Source organism: Foliimonas ilicis (assembly GCF_039939195.1).
GTDB classification, from domain to species: Bacteria; Pseudomonadota; Alphaproteobacteria; order Rhizobiales; family Rhizobiaceae; genus Foliimonas; species Foliimonas ilicis.
Map to the genome: position 1 here is coordinate 36,397 of NZ_JBDUUH010000014.1, position 26,596 is coordinate 62,992.

Consider the following 26,596-nt stretch of genomic DNA (forward strand, 5'->3'; position numbering starts at 1 on the left):
TGATGGACCACGGTCGCGCGCGCTCCGCACCGTGAGCAATTTGGGTGCTTGGCGAGGAAGGATTTGCGGGCCTGATCCCACTTGCTGTCATAGCCACGCTGGCGGGCTGTTGGCCGCGTCTGATCAAACGCAGCCTTGCGCTCTCTGTCCCGCGCAACAGCATGTGAACATTTTTGGCCGGGTGCTACGATGCACCCGCATGACCTGATTGACGGTGCTGCGAATGGCATTATGCGGCCTCGCTGTCAGGTCGCTTGATCGCTTCGAGTTCGTAACCGAACACGGAAAGCAGGCGTTCGATTTCACTGATTTTGAAGTTACTTGGCTTGCCGTTCAAAAACCTTCCCAACCGTGTGCGATGGACGCCTGTGCGGATGGCCAAGCTGCGCACGGAAACGGACTGTTCGCGGCGTAGATCGTTGATGATGCACGGCCACTGGCTGGACGAGCGCATGTTAAGCTGCCTCCTTCACTGTCCCGTGGGCGGCGAACAGGCTTCTGAATTTCTCGTTCAATGGCCGGTCATCTTCCGGCTTGGCCTTCTCGCCACCGCCGAAGATGGCCTTCAGCATTTCAAGTCTGCCCTTGTAAGCTTGTGTGATCTCGGTTGGCGTGGCGTCCAAGGTTGTTTCCGGCGTCCAGCCCAGCCAGCCGGTCCCGATCCGGTAGAGATTGGTGAGGTGGTCAGCGAAAGGGACTGACTTGCTGCCGTTGGTTTTTGCTTTGGCTGGCGCATCTTCGAGGTCGATGCCGGTCAGCGCCATCACATAAGCGAGCAATGAACCTTTCAACTCTGGCAGGACTTCCAACACGCGGTTTTCGAGAAACAGCATGTCGGTGTGATCTCGAATGATCTCCACGGCAGCGGACAGGCTGTTTTCCTGCACGTCACGAATGAGCTTGGCGAACGAACCTTCGAGGCGTTCTAGGCGGATGGCATGACGCAAGGCGGGGTGGAGGAAGATTTCCTCCCCCGCCACGGTGATGGTGATGTCATCCGCCAGTTTCATCGGATCAGGTAGCCGATGCCGGGACTTCGAGGATTGGCCCGGAAATGGCCAACATGAAGTTTGTGCTGACTATCGTGTCCGCATCTCCGAAGTTGTTCTTACGGCTTGCAACGATGGCGCTAAAATAGAAGACCGAACCTTTCGGGCTGGCTCCGGTAGCGGGCTTGTCGTTCAGTTCGACGCGGAAATTGTAAGCGTGGGGCGTTCCTTCCGCCGCCACAAGTGCCGCATAACCGGCATCGCTGCTGTCACGGGCCACGGACAATTCCATGGTTCCATTATCGCGACTGCCTTTTAGTTTGCGCACATATTCCTGATCAACAAACTTGCCGGTGAGGATTTCTGCCTCACTGCCTGCTTCGCCCACGTCTTGCAGATTGGCGATAAGCACGTAGGTGTCGGCAGCATAAGCGGCGGCGTCTGCCATTGAGACGGTCGTGCCGATGCCAACTTTCGTACCCGCGTTTGCATGAATGCTCATGATGAAAGTCCTTTGCTGAATTGGGGAATGACGGCGGAGACTGGCCCCGCCGTGTAATTGTCAGGATCAGGAAGCGGCGATCTTCAGCTTCACGAATTTTTCTGCGTTCGTGACGTCCCCTCCTACGCGCTTGCGGGCATGGAAGACTGTGATGCCGTTTTTCGCGCGGGTGAACGGATCGGTGAGGATGGACAGGCCGACACGATCCACGATGCGATAGCCAGACCAATCACCGAACACGATTGGAAACTTGCCAGCCGCAACGCTGTCCATGTCCACTGCTTCGATGACCGGACGGCCAAGGAGGGTGGAAGGCTGGCCCGCCTGAATGCCCGGTTGCCAGAGATACGCGCCCTGCGCATCCTTCAGCTTCCGCACCGCTGCCAGCGTCAGGCGGTTCATGAGCCACGCGCCGTTATTCGCGTACGCGGTCGGCAGCTTGGCCATGAGGTCGATCAGAAGGTCGCCGGGGGCTGAACCAAGCGTGGAAGCATGGCCCGACACAACTTCAGCGATGCCGGTTGCGTTCAGGATGCCGTTCGGCTTGCCGACGCCGTTGCCAGAAACAAATGCAGCGCCTTCTTTCGCACCGAAATCCTCAGCGACAGCATCACGTATTTCGCCTTCCACGTCATATGCGGCATCTTCGAGAAGCTGCTTCGAGACTTCCACGAACGTCGCCAGTTCGTACGGGGTGAGCGTCACCTGACCATAGGTCGGCGCGCTTTCCGGGCGATTGGCGATCTCGGCCACCCAATCGGCATTCGTGCCGGTCAGTCGCTTTGGATATTTGATCTCCGGTCCCGCAATCTGGACGACCTTCGCGTAATTGCGAATAGGGCTGTATTCGGCAAGGGTCTTCAGGATTTCGTTGCCGAATGTCTCCGGTGCGAGGAAACCCGCGCTGGTATCGTTGCCGACAGTCAGGGCGCGGCGTTCGATTTCCGACAGGCCAGCATCGCCACGACGCAGATAGATGCCGAAAGAGCGCTGTTCATCGGATGGCTCGTTTCGTTCTTCCTGCTGGGTGCCAGGACGATTGAGCCGTGTTTCAAGCTGGGCGATCCGGTCGGTCAGGCCGCGCACTTCGGTCTGGTGTGCCGTGTGGCGCTGTTCGGCAGCGGAGCGGATTTGTTCCACTGCGGCTGTTGCGGCAACGAGTGGGTCGTTCTCGTCGCTGCGGATTTCCAGCGGCTGGGCCGAACGGGTTTCGATTTTCTGATGCTTGGTCATGTTTTCAGTTTCCTTTGAGTGCGAGCGCGGCCCTGCGGCAGGATGCAACAAAGGCCGCTGCGCTCTTGTCGCGGCCTGTTTCGGTGAAGGTTCGAATTGATGTCACCTGCGATCCCGGTACGCTTGGCATGGCGACGAATGAGACTTCGCGCAGTTCTGCCTTGGTGATGTGGCGAACTCCGCCTGAGCGGGCTTCATCCTTCAGGCGCTGGAAACCGATGCTGAGACCAGCGATGTCACCGGCCTGAAGCATCGAGCGCACTTCGCGGGCGCGCTGTACATCGAGATTGAGACGGCCCCGAATTTTCAGGCCAGCGTCTTCCACGACGATAGAGCGCACGGAACCGACGACATCAAAGGGATTGTGCGACCACAAAAGCGGAAGGCTGCGTCCTTCCCATGCAAAGGCGTTTCGGTCGAATGAGGTTTTATAGCTATCGACGGTGTTGAACCGGACGGCATAGCCTTCGATGGTGCCGTCATCGCTTGGCGTGGTGAAGCGGACTTCGACCATATCCAGCGTGTCGCCACTGGCGGCTTCGCGGGTTTCAAAAGCAACTGAGTGCGCAGGTGATAACACTTTCATGCTCGTCCCCAGACGTGATGCCAGCCAAGACGGCCCGTTGCAGGGACGCGGCAGAACGTTAAGGCTGGCGTGATTTTGTTGATTGCGCGGGTGGTTGCGACCATCTCCGAACGTCCGACTTCCTTGCCCGGATATGCGAATGCCGCCAGTTCACGGGTTGTGAAACGGCGGCTTGGAGCGGCGTCGAATGCGGCGTTGATGGAGCGTTGAATGCGTCCCGGTCCTCGGCTCATTTGCGGCCTGCCTTCTTGGCAGCTTTGCCAAACATGACGGTTTCCATGACTGGCAAGGCGAGCGCGTAAAGCTCCATGACGGGGAGCGGTGCTGCATAAGCGGCGGTCAGGCTGGCAGCTTCTTCCGGCTCAGTGCCGCCACCGATCAGGCCAAGGCGGATCGTTTCCAGAAGCTCCTGATGGCGGAAATCACCGCTGAAGAACCGGCGCGACAGTCCGCCGATGCCGTTTCCGGTCTTGCGTTCAAGTTCAAGGATCAGTTCTGGCGGAAGGGCGAAACGGCGTTCGCTGTCACCGAAGAACGCGACGTGCGCGGGAGCTTCACTCTGCATTGCTTCCTCCCGTGGTGAACGGATTTTGCAGCACGTTGCCGCCATCCATCGCTGGGAGGTTTTCGAGGGCGCGAAGCTCGTTTGCGGTGTACACGCCAGCGGCCCGAAACTGGCTGTAGGCGGTTGCCCGTGCTGCGGTGTCGGCGGCTGTGATGTCGTCGGTGTCAAATTCGAGGAAGCATTCGGCCCGGTCTGCTTCCGGCAGAAGCTTCAGAGCGAACTCGCCTTCGATCCGGGTCAGCCATGGGTCGAGGCTGTAGGACAGGAACATGCGCCCCATCTCGGCGCTATTCGACCACGTGGCCCGTCCGAAATCCTGCAAGAATATTGGCGGGACACGGAAGGCTCGCGCGATCTCACTGACCGCAAATTGTCGAAGCTCAAGAAACTGCGCATCGGTCGAGGTCAATGTGAGTTGCTGATAACGGGCATCGGCGTCAAGGACTGCTGTGCCGCCTGAGTGGGTCATTCCCTGCCATGCAGCTTTGGCCTTCGCGTTGGCTTCGGCGGTCAGCGCGCGGGCGAAGGACAAGATGCCGGAAGGCCGTCCACCGTTGGCGAACAAGCGGGCTGCGTGAGCTTCAAGGGTAATCGCGAGGCCGATGGCTTCGCGAGCTTCGTAGACGGGGGAGATACCTGTCACCCCGTCAAGCGACAGAGCGGCCCGAATGTGGATGATGTCGGTGAGGGGTAGGACGCGGCTCCCGTTGCTGACGGTCACGCGGTATCGGGGTTCGCCAGTCAGCGCGTCTATCTCGACGGCCACGGCCTGCGGGTGGAGGCGATGAAGTTCGCGTGGCTGGCCCTGTCCGTCGCGTACGATCTGAGCAAGACCGTTTCCCGACAACAGACAATCTCGGACTAGCTGTTCCCGGAATTGTGCGGCGGTGGTCCATGGATTGACGGTGCCCGAAAGCAGCGTTGAAATCGGGTGATCGACGGCAGGCTCGTGAGCGCCGTTCTCACCGCGACGGAAGACTGCAAGGGGAAGATGCCCGCACGGCTCAGACAGGGCTGCGACGGCGGCTCTTACGGGAGTGCAGCGGGTGGCGTTCTGGGCCGACACGGTGACGCCCGACTGAGCCGGGATCGCACCGAACAAATCCAAGAGCCATCCAGACGGATCAGCAAGCGAACGCTGTTCCTCAGCGGGCGCGACAGTCATCTCGGTCTTGGATCGAAAGATTGAAAACATCGAACGCAGCATCTCGTCATGAAAACGGGGTGCTGCGGATGACTACCGCTCCGATGCCGTAAGGCGATCAAGCAAGATGATGGTTACTGTGTCGGGACGATCTCGTCAACGAAATGGTGCGGGACTGGTCGCAGTTTGATCCGGGCATGAAACGGTCCCTGCGACCTGACGGGTAAATGATGTCACCCGTGCATGTGATTGCTTGCATCGGTGAACCTGCGGAAGGGGGCTATGGGGGATGGCTCTTTCTTCCCGAAAACCTTCTCCGAAATCTGGCGATAGCCTGTTTGTCGGATGCGAGCGAAGCGAGGCGTTCGACCCTATCTATGCGTAAGCATTGATAGGAATATCCTGTCTCATTCCTATGGAACATTCCCTAAGGAACGTAGTGACATTCTAATAGACATACCCCGTTTGGAATACTTTTAAGAACCCCCCCGTATGGGGTATTTCTAAACATACACCGTATTGTAGGTTTCTCGCGCGCGTAGAGAAGTATCCCATTTGGGATATTTACTCTGCCTTGACGACGCCCGCGTAGAGCCGCTTGAAGACGTAGGGGAGCTTGGAGCGATCAACGGTTTTCTTGACCCATTCGACGCCTTGATCCTTGGTCTTGATCTGCTTGGTCGGGTCAAGGATCGCCGCAACCTCAAGCCAAAACGCTTCCTGATCAAGGTGTATGCGGTAAGAGTTCGGATTATCAGGCGAGATGCGTCCCTTTCCGATCTTGATAAACGGAAAGTCCTTTAGCTTCTGTCTGGCATTGCCTTCAATCTGCTTTTTCGTAAGCCCGGACAGGGTTTGAAGCTGTTCGCCGGTCAGGAACATGCATTCTAACATTTCGCCGTCGATTAAGCGTACGGGCTTCTTTTCAGTCTCCACCCAAATCTCTAGGACAGAGTGAAAGAACGTTGCCGACACCACGTCGCCCGTCATCATAAGGCAGACGGCCATCGAGCCTTGTCGTACCTCAAATTTAGAAGCGATAACTTTCTTCTTCTTCGCTGTCGGCTTTGGCGCGTTGGCGATCAGTTCCTTGATTTTCGAAGTCGAATTGATAGTATCGAGCATGACGTGGGCCTCCACTGCCCCGTTGATTTTCGGGCCTCCGACGTTTGCCGCGTCGGGGGCTTTTCTCATTCTGTCATTGAGGGGATCGTGCCGGAAAGGGGTCTGGTATACGGAATGAGCCAGACCCGATTTCTTCGATTGCGCTGCCTGAGAACTCGTCTAGCCTTCGAATTCTTCGATGTCTCCTGCACGATGACAGATGCCCCTCGGTCCCTCCACGTGGCCGGGGGGCATTTTTCTTTTCAGGGGATACGGTGGAACAGCCGAAGGGAAGTCCGGGGATATTCCGGGACTTATGGCGCTCATTCCGGGATTTCGTGCCTCTTACGTTCCCTTGCAGGCATTTGCGCAATGCAAGAGATCTGGACAGAAGTCCTTGATTTACAAGAGAAATTTTGGCGATCCCGGCAGGATTTGAACCTGCGACCATCGGCTTAGAAGGCCGGTGCTCTATCCAGCTGAGCTACGGGACCGTAAGCTCGGTTTTCACCAGAAACCAATGCGGGCAGTTTCGCCCGATTGCAATCAGTGAGTCCAAGGAATCTTTCGGTCAAAACGGAAATTGTCGGAGTAGGAGATCTGCCGGCGCGCTGTTTCCTTGGGCTCCTGCACACGAAAGGCGAGCCCGTGCTTTTCGGCATAGGTGATCGCCTCTTCCTTCGAAGCGAAGTTAAGCCTGATCTGGCTCTTCATGTCGCCTGACGTGGTGTAGCCCATGAGCGGATCGATCTTGCGCGGCTGCTCTGGGTCAAATTCGAGCACCCAATGGCCGGTCTTGGCTTTGCCGGACTGCATGGCCGTCTTTGCAGGGCTGAAAATGCGCGCGGACATTATTCCTCATCCTTGCTCGGGCAATCGAAAGGATAGATCGTCTCGCTTACGTTGCGGGCGATCTATGGTCGGAGTGGCAGGATTCGAACCTGCGACCCCCTGATCCCAAATCAGGTGCGCTACCAGGCTGCGCTACACTCCGGTTGCGCTGTCATTAGGCATTGCTCCGGCGCATGGCAAGGCCAAAAATGCAAACAGCCACAAGGATTTCAAGAAATCGGCACTTCCCATACGTAAAGCGCCGATCCTCGCATGAAGCGTTACATGGGCGAGCCTTCGCCCCTGCCATCACGATACGGTCCAGGCTTCTTCAGAACGACCGGCTTGTCGTCGCGGCTCCAGGTGGCGTAGCCTTCGCCGGGCGCGGCACAACCGGCCAGCACCGCGGCGATGATGAGAAACGGCAATATCTTCATAGACCTGTCTCCGAAACAATTTCAGATGTGACTATCGCGGACGAGCAGCGCGCGACAAGCGGTTTCATATCCCGAACTCCGCCTGGCCCTCGTCCAGCGCGCTGATGGTTTCAGCGGCCATGACGCGGGTGATGCGGGTTTTTTGTTCGAGGGCGGCCATATCCAGGCGCTCGACGATGCGAATCGCGGTGGACAGTGAACGTTCGATACGGCGAACGATGAACTGGATGACCTGCTGGTCGACCTCGACCTGCCGGTCGGCGAAAAGCTTGGTCATGACGCCTGCCAGCAAAAGATCATCCGGCTCCTGAATCTCGATGATCGCGGCAGTCTTCAACCGCGATGCGAGATCAGGCAATCTTACGCCCCATGCAGCGGGAAAGCGGCGCGCGGTGAGAAGAATGGTCGAACCGGCGGCCCGCGCCGCATTGATGAGATGGAAAAGTCCGGCTTCATCGAGATCCGCGGCATCCGCATCGTCGATCAGAACGGGCGGCGTTTCATCGAAATTTGCAACGGCTTGCGCAATGCGGTTGGCCGGCACCGATTGCGCGCCGCTGACCTCTTGCCAGATCGCCGCGATATGCGATTTTCCGGCTCCCGAGGGGCCTGCAAGCAAAGCCACAGGCGACGGCCATTCGGGCCATTGATCCATGAAGTCGAGCGCCTGACGGTTGGCAGGCGAGACGATCAGATCATCGCGCGAGTATCCTGCGACATGGCCAAGATCGAACGGAAGCTGCCGTGGCTTTTCCAGTCTCGACATCACGATACCGAACGCGGGCTCCGAGGCCGCGGCGTCTTGTGCTCAGGCGCCTCCAGCTCTTCGTAATTGCCCTTGTAGAGCGGCGATTCGAGGTAGCGGCCGATGGCGAAGCGGACAAGAACGCCGATGGCCGCGGCAATCGGCACGGCAAGTAGAAGTCCCACGAAACCGAACAGAGCACCAGCGGCAAACAGCGCAAACATCAGCCAGACCGGGTGTACACCCACACTTTTGCCGACGAGTTTCGGCTGCAGGATGTTGCCTTCGATGAACTGGCCGACAAAGAACACACCGGCGACCGCAGCGACCATGATCCAGTCCGGCCAGAACTGCACGAGCGCCACGCCGATTGAAACGACCAGACCGACCAGCGACCCGACATAGGGAATGAAGCTGATGATACCTGCGAAAAGCCCGATCAGGATCGCGAAATTCAGTCCCGTCAGCGTCAGGCCGACGGCATACATGACGCCGAGGATGAGGCACAGCGTGCCCTGCCCGCGTACGAAACCGGCGGTCGAATGGTTGATCTCGTTGGCGAGCTGGCGGACCGTCTCGACATGCTGGCGCGGAATCCAGCTATCCACTTTCGAGACCATGCGGTCCCAATCCAGCAGCATGTAGAAGGCGACGACCGGCGTCACCACGAAAAGGCTGGCGACGCTGACCAGAGCCAGACCGGAGCTCCAAAGCGACTGGAACACGGTGGAGATGAAGCCGACGCCGGAATTGACCAGCGAATTGAGCCCATCGCGCAGGCTGTTGGCATCGACGCCGAAGCGATCTTCAATCCATTGCGGATCGAAACTCGTAATGCTCGATTGCAATTGCGTCATGTAGCCCGGCAGCTTGCTGATGAAATCGGCCAATTGCGATGCGAGCACCGGAATAAGCAGCACCAGCGCCAGAAGCAGCACGACGACGAACACCAGAAGGATGAGAATTGTCGCCATGAGCCGCGAAAGCCCGAGGCGCTGCAGCCTGTCGGCTACAGGGTCGAGGAAATAGGCAAGCGCCAGACCGGCCACGAATGGCAGCAGAATATCGCTGAACACATAGACGAAAAGCGCGACGACTGCCGCGGCAATCAGCCAGAAGCCGACCTGACGCCGCAGGGCCAGAGAGGCCGGATCTTGCCGCCTCACTTCAACCGCCTGAATTTTTTCTTTCGCCATAGCTATTCATATGCCTCAACCAAGCCACGAGATAGGCCCCGGCGGAAGCTATGGTCAAGAGGCCAGAAAGCAATACAAGGCCTGTGCGTAAGTGTTCGATTTTTGAAAAGAATGCGAGTTCGGCCAGCACAACCGCAACCAGAACGATCTGAACCGCGGTATTCGCCTTTGAAACCATCAGCGGCTTCATCTCGACCGGACTGCCCATGACGGATGAAAGAAGCACGGCCAGTATGATCAGCGCGTCACGCGAAACGACCATGATGACGAGCCAGAGCGGAATTTCGCCCATGAAACCGAGCACCACGAACACGCTGACCAGAAGCAGCTTGTCGGCCATCGGGTCAAGATAGGCGCCAAGCTCCGATTTCTGGTTGAAATGGCGCGCGATGAAGCCATCCACGGCGTCGGACACGCCTGCGATTACAAATCCGACGAATGCCCAGCGCATTTCACCGGTCAGAAGCGCGAAAACGACGCCCGGCACCAGAAGAAAGCGCATAATCGTGATAAGATTGGGTATCGTCACGCCACACCCTCCAATGTTGGCGCTATAGCATAGAAGTTGGCACCCGTACTTGCCGCAAGGCGCAAACTTAGGAGATGAGGATGTCCACGGTTTTGTCACCACTCCGAGGGCTCCAGAACGTCGCAATCCTTGCAGCGATTGCCCTGACATGCGAAGAGCGGCACTATTAGAGCGGCAAGGAAACCGGGTATGACCGAGGCAAAAAAGAATGGGCTTACCTATGCTGAGGCAGGCGTCGATATCGATGCAGGCAATCAGCTCGTCGAAAAGATCAAGCCTCTGGTTCGCTCCACACGCAGGCCGGGCGCGGATGGCGAAATCGGCGGCTTTGGCGGCCTGTTCGACCTCAAGGCAGCAGGCTTTACCGATCCGGTTCTGGTTGCCGCCAATGATGGCGTCGGCACCAAGCTGAAGATCGCGATCGACGCGGGAAAGCACGATACGATCGGCATCGACCTTGTCGCCATGTGCGTCAACGACCTTATCGTGCAGGGCGCGGAGCCTCTGTTCTTTCTGGATTATTTCGCGACCGGCAAGCTCGATCCCGATCAGGGCGCGGCCATCGTCGGCGGCATCGCCGAAGGCTGCAGGCAGTCCGGTTGCGCGCTGATCGGCGGTGAAACCGCCGAAATGCCCGGCATGTATCACGGCAAGGATTATGATCTTGCGGGTTTTGCGGTGGGTGCTGCCGAACGCGGCCAGTTGCTGCCGACCGACGACATCGTTGAAGGCGACGTGCTGCTCGGCCTCGCCTCCTCCGGCGTTCATTCCAACGGCTACTCGCTGGTGCGTCGCATCGTCGAAAATTCCGGCCTGAATTGGGACGACAAGGCACCGTTCGGCAATGGCGAGACGCTTGGAGAAGCCCTGCTGGAGCCGACACGTATTTACGTGAAGTCGCTGTTGAAGGCTGTTCGCGGCACGCATGGCATCAAGGCGCTGGCGCATATTACCGGCGGCGGTTTCCCTGAAAATATCCCGCGCGTTCTGCCGAAGGACTTTTCCGCAGAACTCGATCTCGACGCGATCGACGTGCCGCCCGTTTTCTCATGGCTTGCCAAGGTTGGTGGTGTCGAGGCCAACGAAATGATGCGCACATTCAACTGCGGTATCGGCATGATTCTGGTCGTTGCCTCCGGCCAGGCGGCGCAGGTTGCCGCGGTTTTGCAGGAAGCAGGCGAAACCGTCACGCCTATCGGCCGCATCGTTCCGCGCCGTGAAACCGGCGTGATTTACAATGGAACACTTTCGCTATGAACAGACAGCACGCCAAGAAGATCGCAATCCTGATTTCCGGCCGCGGCTCGAATATGGTTGCGTTGATCGACGCGGCCAGCGACCCGGCTTTTCCGGCTGAAATTGTCGGCGTCATTTCCGACAATGCGGATGCGGCGGGCTTGAGACTGGCGGCAGCGCGCGGCATTCCAACCCGCGCCGTCGTGAAGAAGGCCTCCGATACGAAACAGGCGCATGACGCCGCAATCGGCGCGGTTTTGGCCGAGTTCGGCGCGGAAATCGTCTGTCTGGCAGGCTATATGCGATTGCTGACGGCCGAATTCGTGGAAAAATGGCAGGGCCGGATGCTCAACATCCACCCGGCATTGCTGCCCTCCTTCAAGGGCCTGAACACGCATGAACAGGCGCTGGAAGCAGGCGCGCGCATTCATGGCTGCACGGTTCATTTCGTGACATCGAAGATGGATGACGGCCCGATCGTCGCGCAGGCCGCCGTTCCAGTCGTCGTCGGCGATACGGCGGACAGCCTGTCGGCCCGCGTTCTGAGGGCAGAGCACAGCCTTTATCCAATCGCCTTGCGGCTGGTGGCAGAAGGCGAAGCGCGCATGGATGGAGACAAAACGGTGTTTTCGAACATCGACGAGTCGGAAAAAGCCGCGAAGGTAATTCTCTCATCGCCAAACCCGCTGCGCGCGGAAATCAATCTCGAGCAACTGGCCCGCGTCACGCCGTAACGACCTCTTGCAGCCGGTAGCAATTCTTACTACCTTTTGGCTGAAGGAGTTTGTCATGGCAGGTGTCGAGAAAGTCAGCGTCGCGCTTTCATCCGAGTTGCTGGACACGGTTAAGGATGCCGTTTCCAGCGGCGAGTATGCCTCGGCCAGCGAAGTCATTCGTGAAGCTTTGAGAGAATGGCGGCTGCGCAAGCCGCTTCGGCACGCGGAGATCGAACGCCTCCGGCAGGCATGGAACGAAGGCGTATCCAGCGGACCATCCGAGCCGCTCGACATGGAAGATTTGAAGAGCAAGGCGCGGCAGCGTTTCAAGAATTCGCCGCGCACGCATGGCTAGGCTGAAAATCTTTCGAAGCCCGGCGACCGAAAATGATCTGATCGACATCTGGTGCAGCATCGCGCCAGACAGTCCAGCCGCAGCGGATCGTGTTCTGGATCACATCTCAGAGAGAATTTTACAGCTTGCTGACTTTCCTGAATCAGGTCCGGCAAGGCCGGAAATCGCGGAAGACGCCCGCGCTTTGTCTGTCGCGAATTATCTGGTTCTCTACCGCATTTTTGACGAGCGTATTGAAATCATCCGCGTGGTCCATGGCGCGCGGGATGTTGAAGCGCTTTTCTAGCCTTTCAGCCCGCAGCCCTGATCCAGACCTTGTTGTCATGAAACGCAGCACCGCCATAGGGTGCGGCGGCGTCGGCGCCGGTTAGGGTGTTGATGCCCTCGCCGCGCTCATGGGCGCTGTTTGGCCAGATGCCTTCGGCAATGACCACGCCACGCTTGATGCCGTTGAACAGCTTCACATGCAGAATGACTTCGCCGCGCGTATTGCCGATTTCGGCACGGTCGCCATCGGCGAGGCCCAGCATTGCAGCGTCTTCGGCATGCAGCAGAAGCTCCGGGCGGCCTTCCTTGGCTTTTGAAACCGGGGTTTCGGCGAAGCTTGAATTCAGATAGTTGCGCGCAGGCGATGTGGCCAAGCGGAACGGGTGCTCGGCATCTGCCACCTCGATCAGATCGACATGGTCTGGAAATTCAGGCAAACGCTCGTGCGGCCCGAAAATTCCCATACTTTTCGGCGGCTTGTTGGGTGCAAAGCCGCCATTCCATTGCGGCTTGAAGCGGAATTTGCCGTCGGGATGGCCAAAGCCCTTCAAGAAATGCGCCGTTTCGAATTCAGGCTGCATGTCGGCCCAGCGCTTTTCGCGCAAATCTTCGAAATCGCCGATATCGCGGCTCTTCAGAAGCGCGTCGATATGCTGCTTTTCGGTCATGCCGAAGCCGGGCAAATGCGCCACGCCGAGCCGCCTCGCCAATTCCTCAATGACATAGTGATTTGTGCGCGGACCATCAGGTGCATCGATCAGCTTCGGCCCCAGCGTCACATGCTGGTTGCCGCCGCCCTTGTAGACGTCGTCGTGCTCCAGAAACATCGTGGCAGGCAGCACAAGATCCGCCAGTTGGGCGGTATCGGTCATGAACTGCTCGTGCACGCAGGTAAACAGATCTTCGCGCAGAAAACCCTGCCGCACCAGTCGCTGTTCAGGGGCGACATTCACCGGATTGGTGTTCTGGATCAGCATCGCGGTGACCGGCGGGCCGCCATAAAGCGCATCTTCCGCACCGGTCAGCACAGGGCCGATGCGCGAATGGTCGAGGTAGCGGATCGTGGGATCGCGGAGCTTGTCGCCCTCAAGCATATCCTTGTTGAACTTGAAACCGGAAATGCCGGAATTGGAATGAAACGCGCCACCGCCCTCATACTGCCAGCAGCCGGTGACGGCAGCGATGGAAAGGGCGGCATGCATATTGGCCGCGCCATTGCGCTGGCGGGCAAAGCCATAACCGAGACGGAAGAAGGTGCGTTGCGTGGTGCCGACCAGCCGCGCGAAGGCTTCGATCTCGGCAACCGACAGGCCAGTGATCGCGGACGCCCATTCCGGCGTCTTGTCGCGCAGATGCGCTTCGAGACCGGCAGGATCGTCGGTGTATTTTTCCAGATAGGCGCGGTCGGCCATGCCTTCGCGGAAAAGCACATGCATTGCCGCGCAAGCCAAAGCGCCATCGGTGCCGGGCTTTACCACCAGGCCCATATCGGCCTGTTTCATCGTGGCATTTTCATAGATGTCGATGACGACGATCTTTGCGTCGCGGTCTTTGCGCGCGCGGATCGCGTGGGTCATCACATTGACCTGCGTGACCACCGCATTGGTGCCCCAAATGACGATGCAGTCGGATTTCGCCATCTCGCGCGGGTCGCTGCCGCGCAGGGCGCCGGTGCCCATGACGTAACCTGTCCAGGCGATATTGGTGCAGATAGAGCCGAAGAAGCCGGAATACTTCTTTGCGTGGCGCAGGCGTTCGATACCGTCGCGCTGCACCAGCCCCATCGTGCCCGCATAGAAATAGGGCCAGACCGTTTCCGAACCGTATTTCTCTTCAGCGCGCAGGAATTTCTCGGCGACGAGATCGAGCGCGTCGTCCCAGCCGATCTCGCTCCAGCCGCCCTCGCCCTTGCCACCCTTGCGAATGAGCGGCTTCAGAAGGCGGTCAGGATGGTGGATGCGGTCAGCGTAGCGCGCAACCTTGGCGCAGATGACGCCAGCCGTGTAGCTGTTGTCCTTTGCGCCATGAACCCGGCCGATGCGCTTACCGTCGATGATTTCGACATCGAGCGCGCAGGTCGACGGGCAGTCATGGGGACATGCCGAGTGGCCAATTCTTACATTCGCGTGCTGGTTCATGGCGGGAAACTACAGGGTTTTTCCTAGAAGGTGTAGAGCCAGCAACCGACAGATTACTCCGCAGTGCCTTCTTCATATTCCGCGGAAAGCCGCAGCCATTTTTCTTCGTGGCCAGCCAGAGTGCTGGCAAGCTGCGAGCGTTCCTTGGCAAGCTGCGTCGCGGTGGACGGGTCCTTTTCGTAGACTGCCGGGTTTGCCAATTCATCCTCGATACCGTCGATGCGCTTGCGGATACGATCCATCAGCGCTTCGGTCGCGCGGATTTCCTTGGCGATCGGCTCCATCGCGGCACGGCGGTTTGCTGCCTCGCGGCGACGGTCCGCTTTGGACGCCTTATCGGCCTCGCGACGTTCCTTGCGATCACCCGATACGCCGGTGACAAGCTGGCGGTAGTCGCCGAGATCGCCGTCATACGGGTTCACCTGGCCGTCCTTGACCAGCCAGAGCCGGTCGGCGGTCGCCTCGATCAGATGGCGATCATGCGAAATCAGGATCACGGCACCGGGAAAATCGTTCAGCGCATGGATCAGCGATTCGCGCGAGTCGATGTCCAGATGGTTGGTCGGTTCGTCGAGGATGAAGAGGTTTGGCCCTTCGAATGCCGAAAGCCCCATCAACAGTCGCGCCTTCTCGCCGCCGGAAAGGTCTTTCGCGGCAGTGTTCATCTTTTCCGTTGCGAGGCCGAATTGCGCGACGCGAGCGCGCACTTTCGATTCCGGCGCTTCCGGCATCAGGCGGCGTACATGCTCATAGGCGTTTTCTTCCGGGCGAAGATCGTCGAGCTGATGCTGCGCGAAAATCGCGACCTTGAGGCCCGGCGCAATTGTCATCGTGCCATTCTCGGCCTTCAGGCGACCGGAAAGCAGCTTTGCGAAGGTCGACTTGCCGTTGCCGTTCGCCCCCAGAAGCGCGATGCGGTCGTCGGCATCGATTCGCAAATTCAGTTTGCGCAGGATCGGCTTGCTGCTCTCGTAACCGACATTGACGTTTTCGATCGCGACGATCGGCGATGCCACAGTCTTCACCGGTTCAGGAAACGAGAATGGCCGCACGGAATCGCTCACCATCGCGGCGATCGGCTTCATCTTTTCCAGCGCCTTCAGGCGCGACTGTGCCTGCCTTGCCTTGGAAGCCTTGGCGCGGAAACGCTCCACGAAGGATTCCATGTGCTTGCGCGCGGCTTCCTGCTTCACACGGCCTTTTTCCTGAAGCAGCGCCTGCTCTGCGTGCTGGCGCTCGAACTGGTCGTAACCGCCTCGCCAGAAGGTGAGCTTCTTGTGCTCCAGATGCACGATGGAATTGACGGCGCGGTTCAACAGGTCGCGATCGTGCGAAATCAGCAGGACGGTGTGCGGATATTTCGAAACATAGGTTTCAAGCCACAACGTGCCTTCGAGATCGAGATAGTTGGTCGGTTCGTCGAGCAGGAGCAGATCCGGCTCGGAAAACAGCACGGCTGCGAGTGCCACACGCATGCGCCAGCCGCCAGAGAAGGATGAGGCTGGGCGCTGCTGAGCGTCTGCATCGAACCCCAGACCGGCAAGAATGGTCGCCGCGCGCGATTCTGCCGAATGCGCGTCGATATCGGCCAGCCGCATGTGGATTTCCGCGATGCGGTTCGGGTCCATCGCCGTCTTTTCTTCTTCCAGAAGTGCTGTGCGCTCGACATCGGCCCTCAGGACGATCTCGATCAACGCTTCTTCGGTAGCGGGCGCTTCCTGCGCGACCTGACCGATGCGCGTGTTTTTCGGAATACCGATGGAGCCGGTTTCGGATGAAAAATCGCCGGTGATCGCCTTGAACAGCGTCGTTTTGCCGGTGCCATTGCGTCCGACAAGCCCCGCCTTGGTGCCCGCTGGCAGGGTGAGAGAGGCATGATCCAGCAACAACCGGCCTGCCATCCGAAGGGAAAGTTCGTTGATCGTAAGCATATCCGGGCTTTTGCACGGCTAGGCCCGACTTCGCAAGGGGTTACTGGAAAGCGAAACGGCCCGCGCATGGCGGGCCGCTTCTGCTAGGCTTATAGATTACCTGCTTGCGGTTCTCACCAGATTGCACAGCGAGACCAGATCGCGATCATACGAGGCTGCGTTCGCCATGACGTCGACGCAACGCTTTCTCATGCGTAACATCTGACCATCAGACATGCCTGCGATCGCACCGGCTCCCGGTCCACCAGGCGCGCCGGGCATACCCGGATTGCCTGGATTGCCTGGGTTGCCGGGATTTCCCGGATTGCCGGGGTTCCCTGGATTACCCGGATTTCCTGGGTTGCCGGGATTACCAGGGTTTCCTGGATTTCCCGGATTGCGACCGCCGCCACCGATACCGATGCCGACCCCAACACCTATTCCGCCCCGGCCGCCTACACTGGCACCGACACCTGCATTCACCCCATTGCGTCCACCTACGGACGCGCCAACCCCTGCGTTAACGCCGTTGCGTCCACCAACCGAAGCGCCAACCCCTGCATTGACACCTCGCGAGCCGCCAACATTAGCGCCTACGCCTGCATTCACCCCACTGCGCCCGCCGACAGAAGCGCCGACGCCCGCATTCACACCTCTTGAACCGCCTACACTGGCGCCAACCCCTGCGTTGACACCGCCCCGGCCTCCAACCGAAACACCGAGACCAAGACCCAAGCCACCACTCCTGGAGCCACCTAGCCCTAGACCCAGACCGCCGCCGCTTCTGGAGCCGCTGCTGCCAAGTCCCCGATCGCCGCTAACGCTGCCGCGATCCCTGCCACTGCTGCGATCCTGCGCAGTAGCAGGTATTGCCAATGAAAATATAAGTGCAGTCCCAGCTACGATGCTGGCTATTCTACGTCCTTTCATGCTCATAACGCTCTCCCTTGTGTTCGTTAACGTCCACAGGACCAGTAGAAATACCGGTCCTATAACAATACGCAGGGCAGCTTTTTTAAGTTTCATTGCACGAAAGGTTTGGTTTCCAAACCAACTTTAAAAACAGTAAAGCTTTAAGTAAATTTTCCTTCTGACACGCTTGATTCAGGCAAACTCCCGGCCCTTTTCAGTTTTCTGGAAAGTCGATATGTCCGATTTATCTAACGTCGCCCCAAGCATTTTGAGTATCATCTCTGCCTGCCCGCGGTATTGCGTCTGGTAGTTGAAAAAATTTGCAAGTGCAGGCGCTAGTCGATGTGAAATGGTACGCATGTCACTTACCGTCATGTAGCTGAAGCGGCCTGTCAGTGCCTTGTCGCCCAACTCTTCGACCCAGCCTGAAATGCGTGTGTCTTCCGTTTTGCGCAGAAAATGGAGCTTGGCGAGATCATCCTGAATGATCGCATCGCCGGACGCGGGCGGATCGCCCTCGCCTGTGAACCGCTTCATCCAAATCCGGTCGGTCGCGAGAATATGGTTCAATACACTGACCAGCGATCCCGGCACGGTCGCCACCACGCGCTGAAAATCTTCATCTTCCAAAGTCGATGCCGCGTCATAGAGCCGGGCGTTGGCCCAGGCATTGTATGCCGCAAACATCCTGAAATGCTGTTTCATGGACTTCCTTTTGAAATGCAAAACAAGGAATATGCGCGCCATTCCTAAAGCGCGGGAAGAGATGCGCAATGACGATTATGCGTTATGGCCTCGACTTCAAAACGTAGCGGCAAATTTCCGAGCACGCTGAAGGTGGTTCATCCCTAAAATTCTGTCTCTGGACGACAAATGGCGTTACGTGTCAAAAACGCCGATCATTTGGATGAGGAGAGAAGTTTGGGCCTCCGGGAAGAAAAGAAGGATCGCACCCGGACTCAGCTACTCGAGGCTGGGCTGGATCTGATCCACAAGCGCGGGTTCGAGCAAACGACCATTGCCGATATAGCCGCCGCAGTCGGCGTTTCGCCGCGCACCCTGCTGCGTTACTTTCCGACCAAGGAAGATGTTATCGTTAGCTGGGTGCAGGATGGCATGACCATCATTCGGGAGGAATTGCGCGAACGGCTCAAATCCGAGCCGCCCGTTGACGCCCTTCTCGCCTCGGCGCGGGCCATGCTCGCAATTTTCGACGAAAAATCTCATTTTTTCCTCACCGTCGAAACTGCAATCCGCTCCAACAGGAGCATTTCTGCACGGAAAGAGCAGATGATCGCCGAGCTGATCGACGAGGTCGCTCAGATCATAATCTCACCGGACAGGCCGTCGCAGCTCCCGCAGGTTGTCGCCTATACGATTTCGGGGACCGTATTCGCACTCATTCGAGCGACGCTGAATAGCTGGGTAGACGGCGGAGCCGGAATGTCACTCACCAATATCTTCGACCAGGCGGCAAGCGTTGTGCACTTCGATAAAAGTGGCACTTAACGACATTTGTCGTTGACAGCCATAATTCTCCATGCAATTCCTCGATGAACTGCCTGAGCAGCTTCATTGCAAAATAGCGTCGCCAGCGCAGGCACGCTGCTGGAGATATGGAATGTCCGCATATGAAAAGATCGCGCTCATCACCGGCGCGACCCGTGGTCTGGGCTTTGAAACGGCACGCCAACTTGCACGGAAGGGCGTATTTGTGCTTCTCGGCGCACGCGACCTCGACGCCGGACGGGAAAAAGCCGAGGCACTACGCACTGAGGGTTTGGCGGTCGAAGCGATCGAAATCGACCTCAATCGACCCGAAACCATCGATACTGCCGCATCAACGATCGCAGAGCGTTTCGGCAGGCTCGACATCCTGGTCAACAATGCGGGAATCCTGCTTCTCGACACCGACGATTTTCCAAGCGTGGCCCCGACGCAGACCCTGCGCGAATCTTTCGAGGTCAATTTCATCGGTACGGTGCTTGTGACGCAGAAGATGTTGCCTGTGATCCGCAAGGCGACCAGCGGCCGTATAGTCAATTTGTCGAGCAGTGTCGGGTCTCTTTGGTGGAACGGCGATTCCGCCAACCCCACGCCCGATGTCAAATGGCTTGGCTATGCGGCCTCCAAGGCAGCGCTCAACATGCTGACCGTGCAGCTTGCCTTCGAATTGCGCGACACCCCGATCAAGGTAAACTCGGTATGCCCCGGCTATGTCATGACGGATTTGAACAAGGGCGGCGGCTACGTCACGATCGAGGATGGCGTTCAGGCATCGGTCAAATACGCTTTACTGGACGATGCCGGCCCGAGCGGTCAGTTCTTCAACATCGAAGGCCCCATCAGATGGTAACGGCCTTAAAGTATCGGATTTTGCTCTCGCAAGCGTGTATGTAACCGGTTCGGCCACAAAAAAGCGCGGCACGTTTACAGTCAACGTGTTCGCGGTCGAAATTATGCAGGAAAGATCTTTCATGCTTGGAATTAACTGGAGGGACATTCCCGCCTGGCTGCTGGCCGCATTTTTCCTCGCCGGGGCCTATGGGAATAGTTTCGTCACTGCCGGGATTGCCGCTGACTACGCGCGCTGGGGTTATCCACCGGGCTTTCACTATCTCACGGCCATCCTGGAATTCACGACAGCCGTAATGCTGATGTTCCGGCCTCTTCGCTTCTACGGATCGCTGCTCGGAAGTGCCGTCATGCTGGCCGCGATAGGAACGGTTGTGTTTCATGGAGAATATGCGCATGGCATACCTCCCTTAGTCGTCCTGGGTGTCTGCATTCTGGTCGCTATTTTGACGACAAGATCGAAATTATCACTGCCGCGTTGATCCTGAAATGCTGTTTCATGGACTTCCTTTTGAAATGCAAAACAAGGAATATGCGCGCCATTCCTAAACTGCGGGAGGAGATGCGCAATGACTATCCTACTTTATGATCTGGTCGGCAGCGATCCCACCCGCCCCTTCAGCCCGCATTGCTGGAAAGTCGCAATGGCGCTCGCGCATAAAGGCCTCGATTTCAAGAGCGTGCCGACGAATTTCTTGAGCGTACCCAGTGTCGAAGGCGGGGCATCGAAGACCATTCCGGTCATTCGCGACGACGAAACACTTGTGTCTGACTCATTCGACATCGCCCTTTATCTGGATGCGACATATCCGGACCGGCCGACACTTTTCGGTGGCAAGGGCGGAGAATCGACGACGCGCTTTATCGAACGCTGGTCGCAAACGACAGTGCATCCGTATCTTGGCGCCGCCGCTCTGATGGACATTCATGATCGGCTTGATGCTGACAACGCAGCTTATTTCCGCAAAAGCCGCGAAGCGCGATATGGCAAGACGCTGGAACAGGTCTCGGTAGACCGCGAAGCGGGCCTAGCCGCATTCCGGGCATCGCTTGAGCCCTTGCGCAGCATGCTGGCCTATCAGCCCTTCATAGGCGGTCAGACGCCCTTGTTCGCGGATTACATCGTGTTCAGTGCATTTCAATGGATGCGGATCATGTCGCCATTTCAGGTGTTGGTTGACGGCGACGTCGTGACCGAATGGTTCGAGCGCTGTCTCGATCTGCACGGAACGCTTGGACGCAAGGTAAGTGCCGCCGCGTGATTTGCAGGCGCTATCGGGCTTGGCAAGGCGGCGGGCGGCTTGTATAGAGCGCGCCACACGCAAATCCCCAATCACCAAAGGACAAACCATGGCGATCGAACGCACATTCTCGATGATCAAGCCGGACGCAACCAAGCGCAACCTCACCGGTGCGGTCACCAAGATGCTGGAAGATGCAGGCCTTCGCGTCGTTGCCTCCAAGCGCGTCTGGATGAGCACCCGTGAAGCGGAAGGCTTCTACGCAGTTCACAAGGAACGCCCCTTCTTCGGCGAACTGGTCGAAGGCATGACCTCCGGCCCGACCATCGTTCAGGTTCTGGAAGGCGAAAACGCCATCCTGAAGAACCGCGAAATCATGGGCGCAACCAACCCGGCAAACGCCGATGAAGGCACGATCCGCAAGACGCACGCCCTGTCGATCGGCGAAAACTCGGTCCACGGCTCGGATGCTCCCGAAACCGCTGCCCAGGAAATCAAGTACTGGTTCTCGGACACGGAAATCGTCGGCTAACAGCCAACGCGAATCCGGGGCGGTAACGCCTTATAATTGAATCAAAAAAGCCGGCTCTTGGGCCGGCTTTTTTGTTGAGTTAAGGATCGAAGTCCTCATTGTCATCAGGCTCATAAACAGCGAATGGATCGTCTTGCGCATGGTGGCGCACAAGCAGAATTACTGCCTCGCCATTCCTGTCGATCTCATAATCAAATCTATAATTGCCTTTGACCCAACGTCGAATTCCCTCAAACGAGGTCGTCTTGAACAGTTCGAATTGTGACCCGGCCAGCGGATATTCATCCAGCAGCCGGACCACACTGCTTATATCCTCCGCAAAACGTCGCGCGGCTGACCGGCTGTTTCCTGAAAGATAATCACGCTCTTTACGAACAAACGCCGCTGCACTCGGCGTAAATTTCGTCATCTACCGATCGTGCCATAAAGCGGCAAATCATCGGCGATTTCTTCGACCAGTCGATCTCCGTCGATCAACTCGCCGCCTGCAGCTTCGCCACGCGCTACGGCCAGATCGCGCAGATGCTGTCCCTCGCCCGCCAGATAGTTTTTCAATGCCCTGACGATTATCCAGCTTCGCTTACGATCGAGGATAGCTGCGACCTCATCAATTCCCTCAAGAACATCCGACGGCAATCTAACGGCCACGGGGTCTGAAAGCGTTCCTGCCATACTCCGCTCCTTCGTTTACGCTGTATTACAATGTAATACGCCCCCAGCGAAACGCAAGACGAAGAGTGATTGCAGGCTCAAGACGAAGCAGCGAAGCGGGCCAGATCATTGCCTTCCGCATCCATGAGGTAGAGCTTGCCTTCCTCGATGCGGTAGCTCGCGGTCTTTGCGAGAGCGTCAAACAGCTTCTGTTCTTGATCCATGACCGCTGGCGGACATGCCATTTTCGTCGAGCCGGCATCGCTGAAGGAAATCTTGCCGTCTTCTTTCAATTCGGCTTTCGAGAAGTAGCTGTTGCAGCCACCCCGTCCCGATACGGCACCATCGGATTTGATGCTGATGGTCGACTGCGCATAGTCGATGACACCTTTGCCGTGCAAATCCTCGGCCAGCCAGACTGTATCGAAAATCTCGCTGTCCTTGCTTTCGTCCTGCGCTGCCACCCTTGTCAGCATCAGCATGTGCTTCTCGTCCTTGGCCGGATCGAGCTGGTAGCGCGTATCGTTGATGAACCAGAGCTGGTTATCCACCGTGATGCGGGCCTGAAGCGCGTAGGTCATGTTGGGACGAAGCGTTGCCGGATCGAACTTGATGTCGAATGCGACAGGCACCTGCCCTGCCGGATCGATAATTTGTTCGCCAAGAACTGCTGCCGGTGCATCGGCCAGCGAGACGTCGGCCAATTGGACCGTCACCACCGCATTCGGCGGCAAGGCGATGCGCTCGCGATACATGACCTCGCCCTGCACGCTTTTTTCGGCGGCCAATGAAAAATCAGGCGCGACCAGAATACCCATGGTCAGCGGCACGAAACCGAAAAGCAGGAATTCAGCCAATCTTTCCATCATGGTTCTTCTCCTCCGGCCAGTGTTTCGAAAATAAGAACCCGGATTGCGGTGGTTCCAAGGCTAAAGATCAGTCCCGTTTCCAGCGGGCTGCTGCCTTGTCGTCGCTTTCCTTCGCATCGACCCACGCGCCGGAAGACCCGTCGACCAGATGTTCTTTCTTCCAGAAGGGGGCGTTGGACTTCAGATAGTCCATGAGAAAATTGGCGGCATCGAATGCCGCCTGCCGGTGCGCGGATGCCGCAATCACCAGCACGATGTTTTCGCCGGGCGACACTTTTCCATAGCGGTGGATCGCGGTCAGGCCGAGCAAAGGCCAGCGTGCGATCGCTTCATCCGCGATGCGCGCGATTTCGGCTTCCGCCATACCGGGATAATGTTCGAGTTCCAGTGCCGACAATCTGCCTGCCTCGTCACGGCAAAGGCCGGAGAATGTGACGACGGCGCCGACATCCTTGCGGCTGCCGGTCAGTTTGTCGATTTCGGCGGCAATGTCGAAATCGCCGGGCTGGATGCGGATGGTCGGCTTTATGACCCCGCCCATAGCCTAACCGCCCGTCATTGGCGGAAACAGGCCGATTTCGCGCGGCGAACCGAGCTTTTCGCTATGGTCGGCATGTTCATGATCGATCGCGACGCGGATGACCTCGGGATACAGAAGTGCGGCTTCATAATTTTCGCCGCGCCCCTTCAACCAGGTCAAAAGATCGGAAACCGTGCTGAGGCTTTCAGGCAGCGTCACATCTTCCTCAGGCACGCCTATGCGCTCGCGCACCCAGGCGAAATAGACAAGTTTGACGGCAGCTTCGCTCATTCGTCGATAATGTGCTTCACGCCCGCACGGAAATAGTCATATCCGGTGTAGAGCGTCACGATTGCGGACGCCCAGAGCAGCGTGATGCCAATCTGCGTCCAGTAAGGAACGATCTTGTCGCCTGCCGGTCCGAGAAGCAGGACGGCGATTGCAACCATCTGCATCGCGGTCTTCCACTTCGCCAATTGCGTGACCGGCACGCTGACCTTCAAGGCCGCGAGATATTCGCGAAGGCCGGAGACGAGGATTTCACGGCACAGAATGATGATTGCCGCCCACAGCGTCCAGCCTGCAATTGTGCGATCCGTGTCGGCGGCGAGCAGAAGCAGGCAGGTCGCGACAAGCAGCTTGTCGGCGATCGGATCGAGCATCCGGCCGATATTGGAGGTCTGCTTCCAGGCGCGCGCCAGATAGCCATCGAGATAATCGGTTATGCTTGCGGCGAGAAACAGGAACAGCGCCGAATAGCGCGCAAAGTCGCTGGAACGGAGTTGGCCTTCGAGGAAAAAGCACAAAACGATCAGCGGAATCGCAACGATACGCGCGTAAGTAAGTATATTCGGGAGATTGAAAGCGCGATTTGCCATGGATTCCGTAACTCTTTGTTCGAAGTAGTCAAATCAGAAGCAGGTGGCGGAGGTCAATCTCCGAACACGGCGAAAATAGGCCAATTCGCGTTAACTCTCATGAAAATGATTGTAAACGAGCCGAGCAATCGACTCGGAAATGCCCTCCACAGCCCGTAAATCCTCTATACCAGCCCCGCTCACGGCTTTCGCCGTGCCGAAATGAAGCAGCAATGCTCTTTTTCTGCCGGGGCCGATGCCGCTGATCTCGTCGAGCGGATTGCGAACCATTTCCTTCTTGCGCCGCGCCCGATGCGAGCCGATCGCAAAGCGGTGCGCCTCGTCGCGCATACGTTGTACGAAATAAAGGACCGGATCACGCACCGGTAGCGTAAAGGACTCGCGCCCCGCAACGAAGAAGCGCTCGCGACCGGCCTCACGGTCCTGCCCCTTGGCGACGCCGATGGCAGTCACACGATCGGCAACGCCAAGGCTTTCAAGCACCGGCCGCACCGCCGACATCTGCCCTTGCCCGCCGTCGATCAGGATAACGTCGGGCCATGCCGGAAAGGACGAACCTTCGATCTCGTCATCACCGCCGCCATCGCCCGCCTCATGGCCATGCTCTTTCAGAAGCCGCGAAAAACGCCGCTCCATGACTTCGCGCATCATGCCGAAATCATCGCCCGGTGTGATGTCGGTCGAGCGGATGTTGAATTTGCGGTACTGGTTTTTTACGAAACCTTCGCCACCGGCGACGATCATGCCGCCAACGGCATTCGTGCCCATAATATGCGAATTGTCATAGACCTCGATGCGGCGCGGCGTGCGCTCCAGCCCGAAGGTTTCGGCAAAGCCTTTGAGCAGGCGTGCCTGCGAGGAGGTTTCGGCAAGCCTTCGCCCGAGTGCTTCGCGCGCATTTTGAAGCGCATGCTGCACCAGATCCGTCTTTTCGCCGCGTTGAGGCACGCTGACGCTCACCTTGCGGCCAGCGCGTTCCGACAAAGCCTCGGCCAGCAACTCCTGATCCTCGACCTTCGTGGAAATCAAAAGCGCGCGCGGGCACGGCTTGTCGTCATAGAACTGCGCAAGAAACGAGCCCAGCACCTCCGCGGCTTCAAGTGCCGGATCGGCCTTCGGGAAATAGGCGCGGTTGCCCCAGTTCTGTCCGGTGCGGAAGAAGAACACCTGAATGCAGGTCTGCCCGCCTTCCTGATGGATCGCGAAGACATCCGCCTCCTCGACCGACTGCGGGTTGATGCCCTGATGCGACTGGACGTGAGACAGGGCCGAAAGCCTGTCGCGATAGACGGCGGCGCGCTCGAAATCGAGCTCTTCGGCTGCGTCCTGCATCGCGGTTGAAATTTCCGTTTTCACCTTCTGGCTTTTGCCGGACAAAAAATCCTTCGTCTCGGTGACCAACTCCTCGTAGTCAGCTTTCGAAATCTCGCCGGTGCACGGTCCCGAGCAGCGCTTGATCTGGTAGAGCAGGCAGGGACGCGTGCGGGTTTCGAAGACGGAATCCGTGCAGGTTCGCAAAAGGAATGCGCGCTGCAGCGAATTGATGGTGCGGCCAACGGCACCTGCGGAGGCAAACGGGCCGAAATAATCGCCCTTTCTGGAACGCGCGCCGCGATGCTTGAAAATGCCCGGCGACGGGTGATCGCCCGTCAGCAGAATATAGGGAAACGACTTGTCGTCGCGCATCAGCACGTTGAATCGCGGACGCAAGCGCTTGATAAGATTGGCTTCCAGCAGAAGCGCTTCTATCTCCGTGCGGGTAACGACGAATTCCATCGTCGATGTTTCGCGCACCATGCGGCCGATGCGATGCGTGTGGAAACGGCCCTGCGCGTAATTGGTGACGCGCTTCTTGAGGCTGCGCGCCTTGCCGACATAAAGCACATCGCCCGCCGCATTCATCATGCGGTAGACGCCCGGTGCGTTGGGCAGACGCTTCACAAGCGTCTGGATAACCTCGGCACCGACCATGCCATCGGAATCGCTGGCATGGCCGTTCCAGTCGATGGCCGTGAAGGCCAAGTCCGCGACAGCACTCGGCACCGCGACCTCGACGGCCTCATCGTCGTCGATCTCTATGTCATGGCCGGGCATGTAGCCCGCGACATCCCGGTCCGCCGATCTGGCACTGCCGGGTGGCCGCTTTTCATTCTCA

At 58.1% G+C, this 26,596-nt stretch carries 34 protein-coding genes and 2 tRNA genes; 9 read left to right on the plus strand and 27 right to left on the minus strand.

Going from position 1 to position 26,596, the window contains the following annotated elements:
- Positions 1-229: 229 nt before the first annotated feature.
- The 16 genes from ABFT80_RS23960 to ABFT80_RS24035 form a co-directional block, all read right to left on the minus strand.
- Entirely contained in the window at positions 230-454 is a 225-nt protein-coding gene (locus ABFT80_RS23960) for a helix-turn-helix domain-containing protein (RefSeq protein ID WP_347974467.1), read from the minus strand.
- A gap of 1 nt (position 455) precedes the next feature.
- Positions 456-1,010, minus strand: a complete 555-nt coding sequence (locus ABFT80_RS23965; protein WP_347974468.1) for a hypothetical protein — start codon at positions 1,008-1,010, stop codon at positions 456-458.
- 4 nt (positions 1,011-1,014) lie between these two features.
- A complete protein-coding gene (locus ABFT80_RS23970) occupies positions 1,015-1,491 on the minus strand; it encodes a hypothetical protein (protein ID WP_347974469.1) in 477 nt (158 codons plus the stop codon).
- A gap of 66 nt (positions 1,492-1,557) precedes the next feature.
- A complete protein-coding gene (locus tag ABFT80_RS23975) occupies positions 1,558-2,724 on the minus strand; it encodes a phage major capsid protein (protein ID WP_347974470.1) in 1,167 nt (388 codons plus the stop codon).
- Positions 2,725-2,728: 4 nt separating this feature from the next.
- On the minus strand, positions 2,729-3,310 hold the full coding sequence (locus ABFT80_RS23980; RefSeq protein ID WP_347974471.1) for an HK97 family phage prohead protease: 582 nt from the start codon (positions 3,308-3,310) through the stop codon (positions 2,729-2,731).
- Positions 3,307-3,543 (minus strand): hypothetical protein, encoded by a 237-nt coding sequence (locus ABFT80_RS23985; RefSeq protein ID WP_347974472.1) that lies wholly within the window; start codon positions 3,541-3,543, stop codon positions 3,307-3,309. Before ABFT80_RS23985 ends, ABFT80_RS23980 begins: the two co-directional genes overlap by 4 nt.
- Positions 3,540-3,875, minus strand: a complete 336-nt coding sequence (locus ABFT80_RS23990) for a gene transfer agent family protein (protein ID WP_347974473.1) — start codon at positions 3,873-3,875, stop codon at positions 3,540-3,542. The genes ABFT80_RS23985 and ABFT80_RS23990 overlap by 4 nt, the downstream gene beginning before the upstream one ends.
- A complete protein-coding gene (locus ABFT80_RS23995) occupies positions 3,865-5,070 on the minus strand; it encodes a phage portal protein (RefSeq protein WP_347974474.1) in 1,206 nt (401 codons plus the stop codon). The genes ABFT80_RS23990 and ABFT80_RS23995 overlap by 11 nt, the downstream gene beginning before the upstream one ends.
- Before the next feature lie 513 nt (positions 5,071-5,583).
- Positions 5,584-6,144 carry a hypothetical protein gene (locus ABFT80_RS24000; RefSeq protein WP_347974475.1) on the minus strand — a complete coding sequence of 187 codons (561 nt, stop codon included), beginning with the start codon at positions 6,142-6,144 and terminating at the stop codon, positions 5,584-5,586.
- A 396-nt stretch (positions 6,145-6,540) separates the two neighbouring features.
- A tRNA-Arg gene (locus ABFT80_RS24005) sits at positions 6,541-6,617 on the minus strand.
- 52 nt (positions 6,618-6,669) lie between these two features.
- Positions 6,670-6,975 carry an ETC complex I subunit gene (locus ABFT80_RS24010; RefSeq protein WP_347974476.1) on the minus strand — a complete coding sequence of 102 codons (306 nt, stop codon included), beginning with the start codon at positions 6,973-6,975 and terminating at the stop codon, positions 6,670-6,672.
- 65 nt (positions 6,976-7,040) lie between these two features.
- A tRNA-Pro gene (locus ABFT80_RS24015) sits at positions 7,041-7,117 on the minus strand.
- 118 nt (positions 7,118-7,235) lie between these two features.
- On the minus strand, positions 7,236-7,391 hold the full coding sequence (locus ABFT80_RS24020; RefSeq protein WP_347974477.1) for a hypothetical protein: 156 nt from the start codon (positions 7,389-7,391) through the stop codon (positions 7,236-7,238).
- A gap of 64 nt (positions 7,392-7,455) precedes the next feature.
- Entirely contained in the window at positions 7,456-8,157 is a 702-nt protein-coding gene (gene hdaA / locus ABFT80_RS24025) for a DnaA regulatory inactivator HdaA (protein WP_455190000.1), read from the minus strand.
- Positions 8,157-9,332: an AI-2E family transporter gene (locus ABFT80_RS24030; RefSeq protein WP_347974478.1), complete on the minus strand. Its 1,176-nt coding sequence runs from the start codon at positions 9,330-9,332 to the stop codon at positions 8,157-8,159. The genes hdaA and ABFT80_RS24030 overlap by 1 nt, the downstream gene beginning before the upstream one ends.
- On the minus strand, positions 9,304-9,861 hold the full coding sequence (locus tag ABFT80_RS24035) for a CDP-alcohol phosphatidyltransferase family protein (protein WP_347974479.1): 558 nt from the start codon (positions 9,859-9,861) through the stop codon (positions 9,304-9,306). The genes ABFT80_RS24030 and ABFT80_RS24035 overlap by 29 nt, the downstream gene beginning before the upstream one ends.
- Positions 9,862-10,050: 189 nt before the next feature.
- On the opposite strand from ABFT80_RS24035, the gene purM reads away from it, so the two are divergent.
- From purM to ABFT80_RS24055, 4 genes are read left to right on the plus strand one after another with little or no spacing between them, the layout of a single operon-like run.
- Entirely contained in the window at positions 10,051-11,118 is a 1,068-nt protein-coding gene (gene purM, locus ABFT80_RS24040) for a phosphoribosylformylglycinamidine cyclo-ligase (RefSeq protein WP_347974480.1), read from the plus strand.
- Positions 11,115-11,831, plus strand: coding sequence for a phosphoribosylglycinamide formyltransferase (gene purN / locus ABFT80_RS24045; protein ID WP_347974481.1), 717 nt, complete (start codon positions 11,115-11,117; stop codon positions 11,829-11,831). The genes purM and purN overlap by 4 nt, the downstream gene beginning before the upstream one ends.
- A gap of 55 nt (positions 11,832-11,886) precedes the next feature.
- Entirely contained in the window at positions 11,887-12,168 is a 282-nt protein-coding gene (locus ABFT80_RS24050) for a type II toxin-antitoxin system ParD family antitoxin (RefSeq protein ID WP_347974482.1), read from the plus strand.
- Complete coding sequence (locus ABFT80_RS24055; protein WP_347974483.1) at positions 12,161-12,454, plus strand: type II toxin-antitoxin system RelE/ParE family toxin; 294 nt, start codon at positions 12,161-12,163, stop codon at positions 12,452-12,454. The genes ABFT80_RS24050 and ABFT80_RS24055 overlap by 8 nt, the downstream gene beginning before the upstream one ends.
- A gap of 4 nt (positions 12,455-12,458) precedes the next feature.
- Here the strand turns inward: ABFT80_RS24055 and ABFT80_RS24060 are convergent, their stop codons facing one another.
- The 4 genes from ABFT80_RS24060 to ABFT80_RS24075 all read right to left on the minus strand — a co-directional run bounded on the left by ABFT80_RS24060 (position 12,459) and on the right by ABFT80_RS24075 (position 18,100).
- Entirely contained in the window at positions 12,459-14,573 is a 2,115-nt protein-coding gene (locus tag ABFT80_RS24060) for a molybdopterin-containing oxidoreductase family protein (protein ID WP_347974484.1), read from the minus strand.
- Between the two features lie 53 nt (positions 14,574-14,626).
- On the minus strand, positions 14,627-16,504 hold the full coding sequence (locus ABFT80_RS24065; protein WP_347974485.1) for an ABC-F family ATP-binding cassette domain-containing protein: 1,878 nt from the start codon (positions 16,502-16,504) through the stop codon (positions 14,627-14,629).
- Between the two features lie 96 nt (positions 16,505-16,600).
- Complete coding sequence (locus ABFT80_RS24070; RefSeq protein ID WP_455190006.1) at positions 16,601-17,254, minus strand: hypothetical protein; 654 nt, start codon at positions 17,252-17,254, stop codon at positions 16,601-16,603.
- Positions 17,255-17,587: 333 nt separating this feature from the next.
- On the minus strand, positions 17,588-18,100 hold the full coding sequence (locus tag ABFT80_RS24075; RefSeq protein WP_347974487.1) for a DinB family protein: 513 nt from the start codon (positions 18,098-18,100) through the stop codon (positions 17,588-17,590).
- Positions 18,101-18,316: 216 nt separating this feature from the next.
- Between ABFT80_RS24075 and ABFT80_RS24080 the strand changes: the two genes are divergently transcribed.
- The 5 genes from ABFT80_RS24080 (at position 18,317) to ndk (ending at position 21,523) form a co-directional block, all read left to right on the plus strand.
- On the plus strand, positions 18,317-18,904 hold the full coding sequence (locus ABFT80_RS24080) for a TetR/AcrR family transcriptional regulator (RefSeq protein WP_347974488.1): 588 nt from the start codon (positions 18,317-18,319) through the stop codon (positions 18,902-18,904).
- A gap of 112 nt (positions 18,905-19,016) precedes the next feature.
- Positions 19,017-19,751 carry an SDR family oxidoreductase gene (locus ABFT80_RS24085; RefSeq protein WP_347974489.1) on the plus strand — a complete coding sequence of 245 codons (735 nt, stop codon included), beginning with the start codon at positions 19,017-19,019 and terminating at the stop codon, positions 19,749-19,751.
- 34 nt (positions 19,752-19,785) lie between these two features.
- Positions 19,786-20,232: a DoxX family protein gene (locus tag ABFT80_RS24090; RefSeq protein WP_347974490.1), complete on the plus strand. Its 447-nt coding sequence runs from the start codon at positions 19,786-19,788 to the stop codon at positions 20,230-20,232.
- A gap of 87 nt (positions 20,233-20,319) precedes the next feature.
- Entirely contained in the window at positions 20,320-21,012 is a 693-nt protein-coding gene (locus tag ABFT80_RS24095; protein ID WP_347974491.1) for a glutathione S-transferase family protein, read from the plus strand.
- A gap of 88 nt (positions 21,013-21,100) precedes the next feature.
- On the plus strand, positions 21,101-21,523 hold the full coding sequence (ndk, locus tag ABFT80_RS24100) for a nucleoside-diphosphate kinase (protein ID WP_347974492.1): 423 nt from the start codon (positions 21,101-21,103) through the stop codon (positions 21,521-21,523).
- Between the two features lie 79 nt (positions 21,524-21,602).
- On the opposite strand, the gene ABFT80_RS24105 is transcribed toward ndk, so the two are convergent.
- From ABFT80_RS24105 to uvrC, 7 genes are all read right to left on the minus strand, one after another.
- Positions 21,603-21,932 (minus strand): type II toxin-antitoxin system RelE/ParE family toxin, encoded by a 330-nt coding sequence (locus ABFT80_RS24105; protein ID WP_347974493.1) that lies wholly within the window; start codon positions 21,930-21,932, stop codon positions 21,603-21,605.
- The gene (locus tag ABFT80_RS24110; RefSeq protein ID WP_347974494.1) at positions 21,929-22,195 is read right to left on the minus strand and encodes a CopG family ribbon-helix-helix protein; all 267 of its coding nucleotides are present in this window, start codon (positions 22,193-22,195) and stop codon (positions 21,929-21,931) included. The genes ABFT80_RS24105 and ABFT80_RS24110 overlap by 4 nt, the downstream gene beginning before the upstream one ends.
- Positions 22,196-22,272: 77 nt before the next feature.
- Entirely contained in the window at positions 22,273-23,043 is a 771-nt protein-coding gene (locus ABFT80_RS24115) for a YbaY family lipoprotein (RefSeq protein WP_347974495.1), read from the minus strand.
- A gap of 67 nt (positions 23,044-23,110) precedes the next feature.
- Positions 23,111-23,584, minus strand: a complete 474-nt coding sequence (locus tag ABFT80_RS24120; RefSeq protein ID WP_347974496.1) for a molybdenum cofactor biosynthesis protein MoaE — start codon at positions 23,582-23,584, stop codon at positions 23,111-23,113.
- A gap of 3 nt (positions 23,585-23,587) precedes the next feature.
- On the minus strand, positions 23,588-23,854 hold the full coding sequence (gene moaD / locus ABFT80_RS24125) for a molybdopterin converting factor subunit 1 (RefSeq protein ID WP_347974497.1): 267 nt from the start codon (positions 23,852-23,854) through the stop codon (positions 23,588-23,590).
- Positions 23,851-24,441 (minus strand): CDP-diacylglycerol--glycerol-3-phosphate 3-phosphatidyltransferase, encoded by a 591-nt coding sequence (pgsA, locus tag ABFT80_RS24130; protein WP_347974498.1) that lies wholly within the window; start codon positions 24,439-24,441, stop codon positions 23,851-23,853. Before pgsA ends, moaD begins: the two co-directional genes overlap by 4 nt.
- A gap of 90 nt (positions 24,442-24,531) precedes the next feature.
- Positions 24,532-26,535, minus strand: coding sequence for an excinuclease ABC subunit UvrC (uvrC, locus tag ABFT80_RS24135; protein ID WP_347974590.1), 2,004 nt, complete (start codon positions 26,533-26,535; stop codon positions 24,532-24,534).
- Positions 26,536-26,596 lie beyond the last annotated feature (61 nt).